Annotated in this window: 11 protein-coding genes and 2 pseudogenes; 5 read left to right on the forward strand and 8 right to left on the reverse strand. The window is 54.4% G+C overall.

What is annotated here, in order from left to right:
• Window positions 1–537: 537 nt before the first annotated feature.
• The 4 genes and pseudogenes from NO877_RS18065 to NO877_RS18080 form a co-directional block, all read right to left on the reverse strand.
• Window positions 538–1,704: an MFS transporter gene (locus tag NO877_RS18065; protein ID WP_256397704.1), complete on the reverse strand. Its 1,167-nt coding sequence runs from the start codon at window positions 1,702–1,704 to the stop codon at window positions 538–540.
• 400 nt (window positions 1,705–2,104) lie between these two features.
• Window positions 2,105–3,043: pseudogene (locus NO877_RS18070) on the reverse strand (dihydrodipicolinate synthase family protein).
• Between the two features lie 372 nt (window positions 3,044–3,415).
• Window positions 3,416–3,646, reverse strand: coding sequence for a hypothetical protein (locus tag NO877_RS18075; RefSeq protein WP_256397705.1), 231 nt, complete (start codon window positions 3,644–3,646; stop codon window positions 3,416–3,418).
• A 1,237-nt stretch (window positions 3,647–4,883) separates the two neighbouring features.
• A complete protein-coding gene (locus tag NO877_RS18080) occupies window positions 4,884–6,011 on the reverse strand; it encodes an aspartate aminotransferase family protein (RefSeq protein ID WP_256397706.1) in 1,128 nt (375 codons plus the stop codon).
• 174 nt (window positions 6,012–6,185) lie between these two features.
• Between NO877_RS18080 and NO877_RS18085 the strand changes: the two genes are divergently transcribed.
• The gene (locus NO877_RS18085; RefSeq protein WP_256397707.1) at window positions 6,186–6,359 is read left to right on the forward strand and encodes a DUF5786 family protein; all 174 of its coding nucleotides are present in this window, start codon (window positions 6,186–6,188) and stop codon (window positions 6,357–6,359) included.
• A gap of 88 nt (window positions 6,360–6,447) precedes the next feature.
• Window positions 6,448–7,428: an ornithine cyclodeaminase family protein gene (locus NO877_RS18090; protein WP_256397708.1), complete on the forward strand. Its 981-nt coding sequence runs from the start codon at window positions 6,448–6,450 to the stop codon at window positions 7,426–7,428.
• A gap of 69 nt (window positions 7,429–7,497) precedes the next feature.
• Here NO877_RS18090 and NO877_RS19970 read toward each other — a convergent pair.
• From NO877_RS19970 to NO877_RS18110, 3 genes and pseudogenes are all read right to left on the reverse strand, one after another.
• A pseudogene (locus tag NO877_RS19970) lies at window positions 7,498–8,138 on the reverse strand (RNA-guided endonuclease InsQ/TnpB family protein); the annotation flags it as partial.
• A gap of 124 nt (window positions 8,139–8,262) precedes the next feature.
• Entirely contained in the window at window positions 8,263–8,796 is a 534-nt protein-coding gene (locus NO877_RS18105) for an Rrf2 family transcriptional regulator (protein WP_256397709.1), read from the reverse strand.
• Between the two features lie 361 nt (window positions 8,797–9,157).
• A complete protein-coding gene (locus NO877_RS18110; protein WP_256397710.1) occupies window positions 9,158–9,439 on the reverse strand; it encodes a DUF8072 family protein in 282 nt (93 codons plus the stop codon).
• 290 nt (window positions 9,440–9,729) lie between these two features.
• Here NO877_RS18110 and NO877_RS18115 point away from each other — a divergent pair, with 290 nt between their 5' ends.
• The 3 genes from NO877_RS18115 to sod all read left to right on the forward strand — a co-directional run bounded on the left by NO877_RS18115 (window position 9,730) and on the right by sod (window position 13,067).
• Window positions 9,730–10,689: a transcription initiation factor IIB gene (locus NO877_RS18115; protein WP_256397711.1), complete on the forward strand. Its 960-nt coding sequence runs from the start codon at window positions 9,730–9,732 to the stop codon at window positions 10,687–10,689.
• Window positions 10,690–10,717: 28 nt separating this feature from the next.
• Window positions 10,718–12,163 (forward strand): amidase, encoded by a 1,446-nt coding sequence (locus NO877_RS18120; protein WP_256397712.1) that lies wholly within the window; start codon window positions 10,718–10,720, stop codon window positions 12,161–12,163.
• A gap of 292 nt (window positions 12,164–12,455) precedes the next feature.
• Window positions 12,456–13,067: a superoxide dismutase gene (sod, locus tag NO877_RS18125; RefSeq protein WP_256397713.1), complete on the forward strand. Its 612-nt coding sequence runs from the start codon at window positions 12,456–12,458 to the stop codon at window positions 13,065–13,067.
• Window positions 13,068–13,185: 118 nt separating this feature from the next.
• On the opposite strand, the gene NO877_RS18130 is transcribed toward sod, so the two are convergent.
• Window positions 13,186–13,452 (reverse strand): hypothetical protein, encoded by a 267-nt coding sequence (locus tag NO877_RS18130; protein WP_256397714.1) that lies wholly within the window; start codon window positions 13,450–13,452, stop codon window positions 13,186–13,188.
• Window positions 13,453–13,548: the final 96 nt, after the last annotated feature.

The raw sequence follows: 13,548 nt of genomic DNA on the forward strand, positions 1-13,548 counted from the left end.
CCGCCGACAGCGACTGGTTAGCAGTAGAACTCACGGTCACCGTCTTGTTGAAGGCTAGCCAGCCACCGCAGACACAGATTCAGCACCTACTGGAGGAGGTCGTGAGGTTCTCGATGTGATCGACTGATCCTCGACCATATACGGCAACCCAGTGTTGTTTTTGCCACGGGGACGCCAGCAGGCATCAGCAGAGTCGGGGGTATCATAGCGCGTGCTTTGAGCAGTCGACACGTCGACACACCCTTCGAGAATGTGGCATTCACCGACTTCCCTTTCGGATACTGTCGTCCGAGAGACTCCGTCTCTCGTGATCACGGAAATCGGAGATTTCCGAACGACCTCGTTACGTGGGCGGACAGGCCGCCTCCGAAGGACGGTTCGGAATCCTCTCCGTTCCGACCGATTCCTACCTCAGTATAGGGTGGTTTGCCACTTGAACGTTAGTGGAGAATCCGGGCAGACGTTCGGCTGGTGGATTGTTTCCCACCATGTCGGCTTCATCACCCGCTAAAGGCAGGCGTATTCGCCTTGTAGTCTTTATAAACTCCTGACGGTGAACCAAGTCATTCCAATGATGAAAGCACCGGTGCCAGAAACCAACAGTGTTCGTCGATAGCCGAACATCGCTGCGGCTCCGACACTAAGCGGCGGGCCGATCGTCGTCCCAAGTCTGAGTACGCTCGTCCGAATACTCATAATACTCCCGCGAAACTCGTCCGGCGCTCGTTCGTTGAGTGCGGTATCTGTGATCGGTTCTGCGAGGCCTTGACCGAGACCGAAGAGAAAGAGTGCGCCGGCGACGACATAGATGGAGTCCGCAATGGCGACAACGACGAGACCGATTCCGTAGCTTACGAATCCGAGCGCGATCGATTGGAAGCTCGTGAGCGACCGAAGCACGCGATCACCCTGCATCGCAGTCACTCCCATTGTCACTGCGGGTAATCCCACGAGAAGGCCGATACCCGCTGAAGAGAGGTGATATTCGTTGGCGAGCAAGAACGGAACAGCGGTTAGCTGAGCGCCATAGAGGATGACGAATATGCCGAAGATTGCGAGATAGAGCACGACGAAGGGGATCATCGGTGTGGGCCCAGTGAGGAACTCACGGATACTTGAACTTGAGTTGTTCTCGTTCCGATGTGGCTCCTCGAGCAGGAGAACCCCAGGTACAGCGACGAGCAACGCAAGGAGAAAACACGCGAAGGGGGCTGACCATGCGAGTGTTGCGAGCGCACCGCCAAGTAATGGATATCCGGCAGCGCCAACCGCAAGAATCGCCGCGTTGGTACCGATCAACACCCGTCGCTGTTCACCGGTGAAGAGGTCCCCCAAGAGTGTGACCGTGAGCATCATGATCGCACTACTCGCTGCACCCTGGATCGCTCGCAGTGCGAGAATTATGGTGAAATCGGAAATGAATATGATGCCACCCCCACTGAGTCCGAAGACAATGAGGGCCGGGATCAAAGCCGGTTTCCGGCCGATTCGATCTGTCAGCAGCCCAATCGGGAGTGTGAGAAAGATCCCAGGCAGTGTAAACGCCGATAGCAAGAGACTGGCTTGTGACTCCGAAATGTTCCAGGCCTCCTGCACCGCTGGAAGTGCAGGACTGATGAGTGAGACGCCCATTACAGCGACGAGTGTACTCGCAAAGATCACCGCTGCTGCCGGAGATTCTCGGAGGAGTCGTGTCTTTCCCATTCGTTCTACCAGTATCTCCACAATTGGGGCCTGTAAATCATCCGCTATTGGGTAGTCTTTGCCCTGTGTCGGGACTGGGAGGACAGTTCAATTAGCGCCGACGAGCGAAGTCTTCCGACCGGAGAGTAGGGAGGTCGCGACCGCCGGGAGCGACCTCCGACCAGCCGAACGGTGACCGCGGGGAGCCGTGAGGACTACCTCGCACGTAGCGCAGTTTCATCTGCGTGTAGCGAATCAACTCCGATTCACGACGAATAGGTAACTAGTCGCGTTTCATCGCAATGAGCGAGTTCGGCCGCACTGACCTCCCGCCGTTCTGCACTGCCTTCGACCCGCCAGCGCCGCCATTTGCGCGGCAATCGCTCACCAAGTGGAGACAGACAACAAAATAGAGGACCGCTTACTCGACGAGGCGAGCGATGTCATCGTCGAGTTGGCTGTAGATCTCCTCGGCGCGTTTCTCGTCCTCGGGGGAAAGCTACCGGATGGGCTCGCGGACCTCGCCGGCGTGGAGGCCGGCCAGTTCAAGGCCCTTCTTGACGGCGGAGACGCTGATGGCGCCGGGCATGGTGTTCTCGACGCCGGTCTCGTCGCGGAAGTTCTGGTAGGGTATGCAGATGTTACGCAGTTCCCGAGCGCGCTTCCAGTTTTCGTTCTGGAGGGCCTCGAATAGCGCGAGGCCGACCTCGGGACGGAAGTTGCTGACGCCGGCGGAGAAACCATCGATGCCCTCGACCCAGTAGGAGACCGCGTACGGCTCGGCCAGGCCGTTTACCCAGACGACGTCGTCGGCGCCGGCGGTGACGGCCTCGCCCAGCTTGACGGGGTCTTTCAGCGTGTACTTGATGCCGACGACACCCTCGACGCGAGTGAGATCGGCGAGGAATTCAACGGAGGGGTCGAAGTCGCGGGCGTAAGGCACCAGCGGGGCCTCGGCGGCGGCGTCCAGTTCGTGGTAGTAGTCGATGGCCGCCTTCTCGTGGATGTAGGTGTGGTCCATCGGCATGATCATGTGGGCGTCCACGCCGACGTCGTCGTACGCACGGATCAGTTCCTGGGCGTCCTTGGTGGAGCCGCCGACGCCGGCAAGCACGCAGACGTCGTCAGGCAGGGCCTCGACGGCGGTCTGTGCGCCGTCGATGCGCTCCTGTTGGGACAGGGAATGGTACTCGCTGATGTTGGCCGTCGCGAGGAACGTCCGGATGCCCTCGTCGTACAAGTCTTGGGCATTCTCCGCGAGCTTCTCGTGATCGATTTCGAGATCCTGGTCGAATGGTGTGAGGAGACCGACGGCAACGCCGCGCAGACACTCCTGGACCTGGTCGGCTGACAATGGCATAATTCGTGAGTGCGCCGGTTGTAACATATACCCATCGCCTACGGGAGAAATGGGGCCGAACCAGGGCGACGGCGGGGGTCCCACCAGCGGCTCGCGGCCCGGACCGCCGTTGAGCCCCGCCAGTTCCAAGCCGCGCTTGATCACGAGAGCGTTGTTGCCCGCCGATAGAGTGCTCCCGGCGCCCGGCTCCTCGCGGAGGTACTCCAACGGCCGCAGGGCGCGCTGAAACTTCCGGGCCCGGTCCCAGTCCCCGGCGTCGAGCGCGTCGAACAGGGCCAGGGCTGCCTCCGGCAGGAAGTTCCCGATGCTGTCGTGTAGCCGGTCGCCCCCTCGACGGCGTACGAGCGGACGTACCACTCGGCGATCATTGACCTAGGTCAACTCGTCGAAGGCGTTCTCGACGGGTCGGGAGAACTCGACAACGTTGTCGACAGTGACCTTCACGGCGACCTCCTCCTTGCGCTCGCTGAGGTCGACGAGTACGGAGCGGGGAACCGTCAGATCGCGCTTGTAGATGACGATCAGAATATCGATCTCGTCGCAGATCCGGTGGTAGTAGTCGGCCAGCCCCCGCTCGTGGTTGTAGGTGTGGTCCAGGTGCATGGCTCTCAGCCTGTCCGGGACGACGACTTCGTAGGCCTTAGCCAGGTTCTGGATCTCGGGAACGTTCCCGGCGGCGCCAGCGACGACGGTAGCGTCATCGGCCGTCGTCTCGACGTGAGTCTCGAAAATAGCTTTCTACTCGGCGTCAGTCAGCGAGTAGTACTCGCCGGTGTGCCGCAGGGGATGAACAGGTCCGCCCCCGTCGCCTCCATCGCGGCGAGGTTCTCGTCCAGCACGTCGTGATCGACCGACTGCGCGTCGTCGGTGAAGGGGACGGCGGGGTGAACCCGATGGTTTAGAAGTAAATGAGCAAGTGACTGCTGCCCACAATTCGTAAAAGTCCACTTTTATTGGACTAATATAAAGGCCCTTATAAATTGAGGCTCTTTGAATTTCACTCGTGTGAGCGGCGTATGCTTGATACCAGGGCTGATTTATGACCTGGCATCAGCTGAGGCCGAATTATGCACAGAGGCTTTGAGATTCCACTAATAACGGCGATCCGTCAAAAGGAGCATGTGCCAGATTAGTTAATCAGACTGGCGGACACGCCCTCTTTCTATCTAATAATCTCATACCAGAGATTCGAGTTGCATCAACTCAGAGCTCTTCGGAGCACCCAGTTCAACCCCGATTTAGCAGTGCCACATATTCTGTGACGATCGGTATTGTTTGACTGAAATCATAATAGAACTGTTGGAATTACAAGCGTAGGTCTGTAATTCTGATTCTATTATTGAATCGGATCCGCCCTGAGCCGTAAATAACAACAGTACATTTGTTATAGTGTCTACGTAGCGTATACCAGATTGGGGCCCTAGTCCAAATATACGGGACTTTTATAAGTAGATAGCCTGCTGCATCTATCATCATTTCCTAAGCTAGAATCAGCACTCTGGCTCTGTTTCCACTCTCATTTATTAATGCTCAATTGAGTTTTTCTACCATCCACTCACGACCGATACAAGGAAAGAAACCGCTATACAAAATCGCACGACGGCAAGAGAATTACAACAAGACCAGTATTCCAGAGTTCAAACTGTGAATTCACCAGTTAAGCGCTCTCCCACTACACCGTGGAGACACGTACTTGAATCCGTGAGTTGGCCGGGAAAGTGCCTCGTACCTTATCTCTCGTAGGGCGCGAGTTAGGGTCTCATCGCCTGCTCTCCATCTCTAGATATCGGTCTGAAGCAGCGTCGTCAGCTATCTAAACGTCTGGACAACAGAGCATCATTCAGTCAATTATTTTCCCGAGTGCATCTACAACATGGTCAGCGTGGTTTTTATCGATGATTAGTGGAGGTAGAAGTCGTACGACAGTCCTGCCTGCAGGTAGTGCAAGGACACGATGATTCATCGCCAGCTCCTGTAGGATACGGTTTGCTCCGCGTTTAACCTCGATACCCACCATCAACCCCTCGCCGCGGATATCCCGGACTCGATCACCGAGTTCCGCCTCTAACTGCTTCTGCAGGTATGTTCCGATCTCGGCAGCATGGATAGGCAGGTCTTCATCGGTAATCGTCGATATTGTCGCTTCAGCTGCCGCTGAGATAAGAGGGTTCCCGCTGAATGTCGACGCATGGTCGCCATATTCTTCTGCAATCCAGTCGCGACACAGCGTCGCACCAATGGGTAATCCGTTTCCGAGTCCCTTTGCACTTGTGAGTATGTCTGGCACAACGTCTATACGCTCACAGGCCCAAAGTTTGCCTGTCCGACCCAACCCCGTTTGAACCTCATCCAGAATTAGCGCTGCTCCAGCTTCTGTGGTCGCCTCACGGATAGCCTTCATAAAATTGGGAGAGGCAGGGTTGATGCCTCCCTCGCCTTGGACGGGTTCGACTATGACAGCCGCTGTATTGCCATCGATTGCCGTCGTTATCGCGTCAACATCGCCATATTGGACGAACTCTACGTTCTCAAGAAGTGGCTCATAAGGATCTTTGTATTTGTCCTTCCACGTAGTGGAAAGCGCGCCCATTGTACGACCATGAAATCCCCGTACTGTGGCAATGATTTTCGTGTTACCGGTGGCTGCACGAGCAAACTTCAGTGCTGCCTCATTAGCCTCGGTTCCGGAATTACAGAGCCACACCTTCTCGATACCACCGGGCGCTACATTTCCCAGTGTCTCGTAGAGCTGACTCCGCACTGCAACGGGATACGACCCTTGCACATAGGTCAGATCCGAAAGCTGTGTTGTGATGGCATCCGTAACACTATCGTGGCCATGCCCCAACGGGACACATGCGTAGCTCGCGCCCATATCGAGGTATTCGTCCCCGTTGTCATCGTAAAGATACGGACCATCCCCTTCAACGATCTCGATAGGTTTCTCAGAATACACGAATCCACTCATGTTCAGGTATCACAGATACTACTCTGAAACGTGCTGGGAAATATCTGTCCCACTCCTCTACAGTAGCAGTTCCGACAGACCTCTATCGAACGGTCTAACCATACCCTGTGACCTGTTGTCACTTCTCCGCTACGTTTATTGGTAATCCGTTCCAACATTTAGATTCCTATGGGTATGGGTAACTTCGACGAACAAGAGCACGAACGCCGTGAGAAGAAACTCTCCGAAATTGAATCAGACTCCGAAGAGCAACCGACGGAATATCAGGGTCAAATAACGTTTGACACGGAGGACACTACGGAAGCGTTGCTAGATCGTCTAAAAGAGATGAAGTCCAAGGACGAATGACAAATAATCAAGAAATAAAGCAATTGTCCCAACTCGATTGGATTGATACTGGGCTAGGATTAAGTTCGATACAAGGTTAGTTGCCCATATGGAATCCCTCCTGCTTAATTCAGAAGTAACACAATCAGTTCCGATAGAGGCAATAAAAGATGCCGTAGAAGAAGCATTCCAAGCCTACGAGCGAGGGACTGTGGTTATGCCACCGAAGTCATATATTGATCTGCCCCAGTATAATGGTGATTTTCGGTCAATGCCTGCATATGTGGGGACTGATTCGTGGGAGGGTGCTGCAATTAAATGGGTTAACGTCCATCCGGATAATCCATCAAACAATAACCTGCCAACGGTAATGGGGATAATTATCTACTCTGATCCAGAGACGCTTAGTCCGTTAGCTATCATGGACGCCACCGTTCTTACTCGGAAGCGGACTGCGGCAGCTACGGCCGTCGCTACAGATCATCTCGCGGTTGACGATGCTCACAGTTTAGGCCTTATCGGTGCTGGAACGCAATCGTATACTCAATTTGAAGCCCTCACTCAAGTCAGGCCAATCAACAAGGTCATCGTGAATGATGTGGACGATGACGCGGTGGACACATTCATTGACACATATCCCGATTTCGAGATTCAGGCTGGTACCGTTCATGAAGCGGCCGCATGTGATATTGTCTCAACTGTGACCCCTGCTGAAGAACCAATTGTTCCACTTAGCGCGGTCAATCCTCAAACGCATATTAATGCGATCGGTGCCGATGCCGAAGGTAAACAGGAACTCAATACGAATATTCTCACAGAAGGGTGCGTTTTCGTCGATAGTTTTGACCAAGCAATTCACGCAGGTGAGATCAACGTACCGTGGAGTCGAGGAGATCTTGATGAAGATGATATCTATGGCGAACTTGGTGAGTTAGTAAGTGCAGGCGATGGATTGGCAATACCACAAAATGAACTGACGATATTCGACAGCACCGGTCTCGCGATTCAAGATGTCGCTGCCGCGCATGTCGCATACGAATATGCAACCGGACTAGAGGATATTCCATCTACAAGCTTGTTCTCTAAATGATATCCTTCGCGCCGTTCACGTCGCAGTTTCCCGTGTGTTGAGATATTATGGTTCATGGGTCATCCGTTCTTATGGGACTACTAGCCCCGTAGATTTGTCGAACAGGCGCACCACAGGCGGTGCCATCCAGCCGGTATCCCTATCCTCTCGTCACAGGTGAGATTCGGGAGCACCTCCTGTCAGATATTCTCGGCTCCATTCACGTCAGCATTGGCGACCAGTCCACAATCTTCGCAGACGTACAATCACGCTCGCCACGCTGGCTATCGTCCGTGGTCCCTTACGAGGCGCACGGTTTCGATGTGTCATGTTCGTCCACGCGCCCGACGCTGATGCCGTGTTCGGCGGCTTTGTATTCCAGCATCTCGCTGAATCGATCGAACGCCCACCCGTGCAAATCGAGCTTGCCGTGGTCGCCCCAATCAGCACTGTCACGGATACCACTCAGGTCGCCCACAGCAATCGTCCCAGCATTCCAGGCGGCACATTCGGTCACCACATCCTTCGAGGCAGCGTTGAAGAAGTGGTGGCGGCGCTCGCGGCGTTTCCGGTCCAGCCATCGCGCTTGCGGGAATCGCTGTCTTCGCACGTCGCTCGCTCCTTCTGGAAGTAATCATCGTCCTCCTTGAGTGAACTACCAGGATACAGCAGGAGTCGTCACCGACTGCAACCGCTGCGAAATTGCAGATACCGAGGCCGATACCCGCCACCCGGTGGATTGCCAGCATCTCGTCGACAATGCAAACTGTTCACTCGTGGACCGACATATGAACGGCAAAGCGGAAGATCGACTTGGTGACGACTGTGGTTTTCTCAGGTACCGACAGTGATCGATTAGTGCTCAGGTTGTTCGGCCGGCGCTTCCATACTCTTGATCCGGAGAATGAGGATGTTGTTGGTATCATCCTTCCCGTCGAGAACTCCGTTGATGACCAGTTTCGATAGCGGCGTCGGGCCGACGATGACTTCGTCGCCCTCAGAGAAGCTACGGATGGAGCCCTGGAGATGGATTTCCGCGCGACAGAGTTCAGGGTGGTGGACGCTTGAGAGGTCAATTTCCTCGACGTTGGCGTCCTCGACGGCCTCGCCGTCGTGGAAAAGTGGGACTGACGCCGGTTCTTCCATCTGTTCGACATCTAGCGCCTCGTAGGCATTCGCAGTGGGTTTGTATCCGCCCTTCGGCCCGGGGACGCCCTCGACCAATTGGAGCGCTTTGAGGCTCTGCATCTGGTTTCTAATTGTACCAGGGTTGCGGTCGACTTCAGCGGCAATATCCTCGCCCTTGACGGCGTCCTCCGTCTCAGGATAGAGATTAATCAACGCCGTGAGAATAGTTTTCTGACTCGACGTAAGCTCAATCGACGACATACGATAGACTTGGGTAGGCACCCGATTAAAGCTGTTTAAATAAAGAACCCTTCGGAGGCGTCCCTAACGTCGACGACTGAAACGACTAAGCGACGCTCACTCTTGGACTACATTATCGAAGACAACCGACGTCGACGTCTGCTTTCACCTCGGCGCTATTTCTCGAAAAGGCACGAGGAGAACCCCTGGCAAGACTGTTGGGTCACGCCAAGGGATGTTAACACCGTCGAAGAGAGCCGCCACGGAGGCTGTGAGACCGTGGTGTAAACTTCTACGTCCCTCGATTTACGGGAACCGGACTTGAAGATTCCCCATATCCAAAATTATTTTACAAATGAGTTGTTTCGATGTTGGGATATTATCATTTATCAACGCTATCAACTTCTTGAACACACCCAACCATCGTCCAAGTATCCTCATCTGGCCCCTTTCGCCCAACCAGAACGGATTCATTATCTTCACTCGATACAAATCGATATAGATTTTGTTCATTTTCACGGGTCCCCTCTGCCTGAAATTCTTGCTGAAAAAACTCCGCCTTGGATATCTGGGGTATTATTTGCGATCCATCGTCAAGTATTATTTTGACAGAACCGGGACTAAGGTTATGAATTTGTTTAGCAATGGGGTTGAGATCTGCCATAAGCCACCTACGAGAGGGTATAGGTAAATCGTGTCGATTTGCGATATCCGGTACCTTTGTCACTCGTCTACCCCCCAACAGAATGTCTGGATTGGGTTCGTCTGCTTCGAAGGTCCTCGCCAAACCTGTTGTAGTGAACCGAAGGATGGTGAGATAGTCCGGATTCACTGTGTTATTCCCGATGGGAAGGCACATTCTGAAATCAAGAGTCGATCATCTCAATCCTCCGATATAGGTGACAGATCTATTATTCAAACTTTATGCTGAAGCGGTTCCACTGTTAAAAACCAATGGTTTGGTCTGTCCGGCTCGATGACGAAGAGCACGAAACAGAGCAATCTGACGACGAAATTGAGGGGACTACCTGCTCAGGATGTGGTTCAGACAAAATTATCCAACAGTCTAGCCGAGGGGAGCGGATCTGTGAAGAGTGCGGGCTCGTCATAGCAGAGGACTTGGTAGATTCTGGCCCAGAGTGGCGGGCATTCAATCATCAAGAACGACAGGAAAAGTCCCGTGTCGGGGCCCCGACCACCAGCACAATGCATGATAAGGGTCTGACCACCCAGATCGACTGGAAAGACAAAGACGCGTATGGGCGAGCAATCTCGTCAAAGAAGCGGTCGCAAATGCACCGCCTTCGGAAATGGCAGGAGCGAATCCGGACGAAGGATGCTGGGGAACGGAACCTCCAATTTGCGCTCAGCGAGATTGACCGGATGGCGAGTGCACTCGGTGTCCCGCGAGACGTTCGTGAGGTAACGAGTGTCATCTACCGCCGGGCATTAGATGAGGATCTGATTCGCGGACGGTCGATCGAAGGCGTGGCGACGGCTGCGCTCTATGCGGGCTGTCGGCAGGAAGGTATCCCGCGGTCACTGGAGGAGATAGCGGAGGTTTCGCGTGTTGAACGCATTGAAATCAGTCGTACCTATCGATATATTTCAAATGAACTTGACCTCGAACTGTTGCCGATAGACCCAAAACAGTACGTCCCGCGATTCAGTTCGAAGCTTGATCTTCCCCAAGAGGTTGAAGCAAAGGCCAACGAAATTATCGAAGAGACTGCTGATCCGTTACTGTCGGGCCGCGGACCATCCGGATTCGCTGCGGCTGCGATTTATGCCGCCGCAATGCTCTGTAACGAGAAACGCACACAGCACGAGGTGGCGGATGTGGCGCAGGTAACCGAGGTGACTATTCGCAACCGATACCAAGAACAGATCGAGATGTTAGATATACATCAGTAGAACTGGCTACGAAATTCATCCAAGAGACATGACCAAACCCACAGCCGTCTCGGTACGCGACCTTGCGTGTGAGATTAGGACTGGAAGGCAGTCTTCTCTGAATCTCCTTGAGTCAGTTCTTGACCGTATTGAGGCGATCGATGAGTTGAACGCGTTTATTACGGTAACCGAAGAATCGGCACGGAACCGTGCTCGAATGGCTGACGATGCAGCCGCACGTGGTGACGATCTCGGCCCACTCCATGGCGTGCCGGTCGCAATCAAGGACCTCCGGACCCGAAAAGCGGGAATCCGGCATACGATGGGGCTCGCACCGTTGACTGATAATGTGGCCGACGACGATTCCATCACGGTTGAGCGGCTGGAAGCTGCAGGAGCAGTGATCGTCGGGACGACCAATACGCCAGCCCTTGGTCACACCATCAAGACGGAGAACAAGCTTGTCGGAGCGACTCCGACACCGTTCGACCATGACCGGTCAGCTGGTGGGTCTTCCGGTGGGTCTGCAGCGGCGCTTGCGGCCGGTGTGGTACCGCTCGCGACCGGATCAGACATCGGTGGCTCACTCCGAGTGCCCGCCTCCTGCTGTAACGTCGTCGGGCTGAAGCCGACGTTCGGACTCATCCCCGAGCGCGTCCCCCGTGATGGCTTTAATACGCACTCCCCGTTTTTTGTTGGTGGACCAATGGCACGGACCGTCGAAGATACGGCGGTTTTGCTTGATGTCCTTGCGGGCCAAGATGACCGGGATCCATTCAGCGTTCCTCAACCAGAGACAGACTACACGGGAGCGACTGATCGACCAACTAATGAGCTCTCAGTTGCGTATAGCCCGAATCTGGACTTGCAGCCGGTCTCACAAGTGGTGCGTGAGACGGTCAACGACGCTGTTACAGAGTTGGCGGCTGCTGGCGCTACTGTTGATACTGTCGACCTCTCACTGCCATCTTATGAGGACCTGTCGATGGCGTATGTCACACAGGTCGGCGTCTTTTTCAGTGCGTTCGCCCAACATCTCGGAGACCGATACGACATCGACTTTGCGGCCGCCGACGTCGAAGACACAGTACATTCGACGATCACATTAGGAACGGAAACAGACGCTGCCACCGACCGATTACAGAACGTACCTCGCACTGCTGCATACGAGGAAATTCAGGACACATTGGCTGGCTACGATGTCCTCGTGACACCAACTCTTACTGTTCCACCATATAGTAAGCGTCTCGCTGACGGCTATCCAACGGAGATTGACGGACACTCAGTGATGGGTGTCCCGACAGACGTTATGTTGACGTGGGTGTTTAACATGACCGGCCACCCTGTGGCATCAATTCCGGCCGGATTTACCGACGAAGGCCTCCCTGTTGGATTGCAGATTGTTGGCCGACGATTCGCCGAGGAAGACATTCTGAGCGTCGCTGCTGCGATAGAGCGAGTCCGGCCGTGGACCGATCAGTACCCTGGAGTGTGAATATCGTGGTCACCGTTGGGTAGCCCAGTGTACTGGCTCGCTCGAGAACCTCTCGAATGCCAAGATAGCACCCATATAGGCTTTCACACGAAATACACGGAGGGTCAGTCGAGCATCAAACAATTCCCCGATATTCTGGGAAGATAACATCGAGAAGATAACTGCACAGATCGCCCAGTTGATCGGGACTTCTAGCGGAGTCATGGTGAGATATTCACTAAGTATAACAATTGCACTAATATTTGATTTCAGCAAATGGTTATAATGAACGGGGTACAACGTCTCAAGTGCAATGTCCGAGCAATCCGATCCCGAACTGCCACCGCTCCCGTACGACTATGATGCACTCGAACCGCACATTTCCGAGCAAGTGTTGACGTGGCACCACGATACCCACCATCAGGGCTATGTGAATGGCCTAGATAGCGCCGAAAAAACGCTGGCGGAGAACCGCGAATCAGGCGACTTCGGTTCATCCGGAAGCGCGATGCGCAGCGTCACTCACAACGGCTGTGGCCATTATCTCCACACGTTGTTCTGGAACAATATGTCGCCCAACGGCGGCGGCGAACCGTCTGGCGATCTCCGCGAGCGTATCGAAGACGATTTCGGCACCTACGAGGGCTGGAAAGGGGAGTTCGAAGCCGCCGCGAGCTCCGCTGGTGGCTGGGCTCTCCTAGTGTACGATCCGGTCGCCAAGCAGCTGCGCAACGTTGTGGTCGACAAGCACGACCAGGGCGCGCTCTGGGGCGCTCATCCCGTCCTTGCGCTGGACGTCTGGGAGCATTCCTACTACTACGACTACGGCCCGGATCGGGGAAGCTTCATCGATGCCTTCTTCGAGGTCGTCGACTGGGAACACGCGACCGAGCAGTACGAGAAATCCGTCGATCACTTCGAATAAGATTATCCAGATCACCAGGCTGAGTAGGCGGCGTGCTTGGAGTCGTCCGAGATGGCAAAAAAGCCGTCTCGTGATGACGAGGGAGTAAATCTCTCGAACCACTTGCCCTCGAGCCGGTTCACACTATAGCGCTCCACACATCGATGAGCCACGCTTGCACAGGATTGGATGTAACTCGCATCGTGGCTGCACCAAAGCCAAAGGCGATCAAACTCATCAGTATAACAAATTCCGCGTTTGCATTCTTCGTATCAAGAAGGAGTGTGAGTAGCGTGAGTGTCCCGGACATCGCACACATGAAAACTCCCGCCAGGAAGCTCGACACAATAAAGAAGGGATCGGTAAAGCTCATCACGCCGAATTCAGGATCGTAGATGCCAATCACGCTGAGTGTAAACGCGATGCATAGATACCCGAATAACCAAACAACTACAGCAGTGGTACCGAGCGAAGACAGACGGAATATCCGAAATAGTCCTCG

This window comes from Halohasta litorea, assembly GCF_024494645.1.
GTDB lineage: Archaea > Halobacteriota > Halobacteria > Halobacteriales > Haloferacaceae > Halohasta > Halohasta litorea.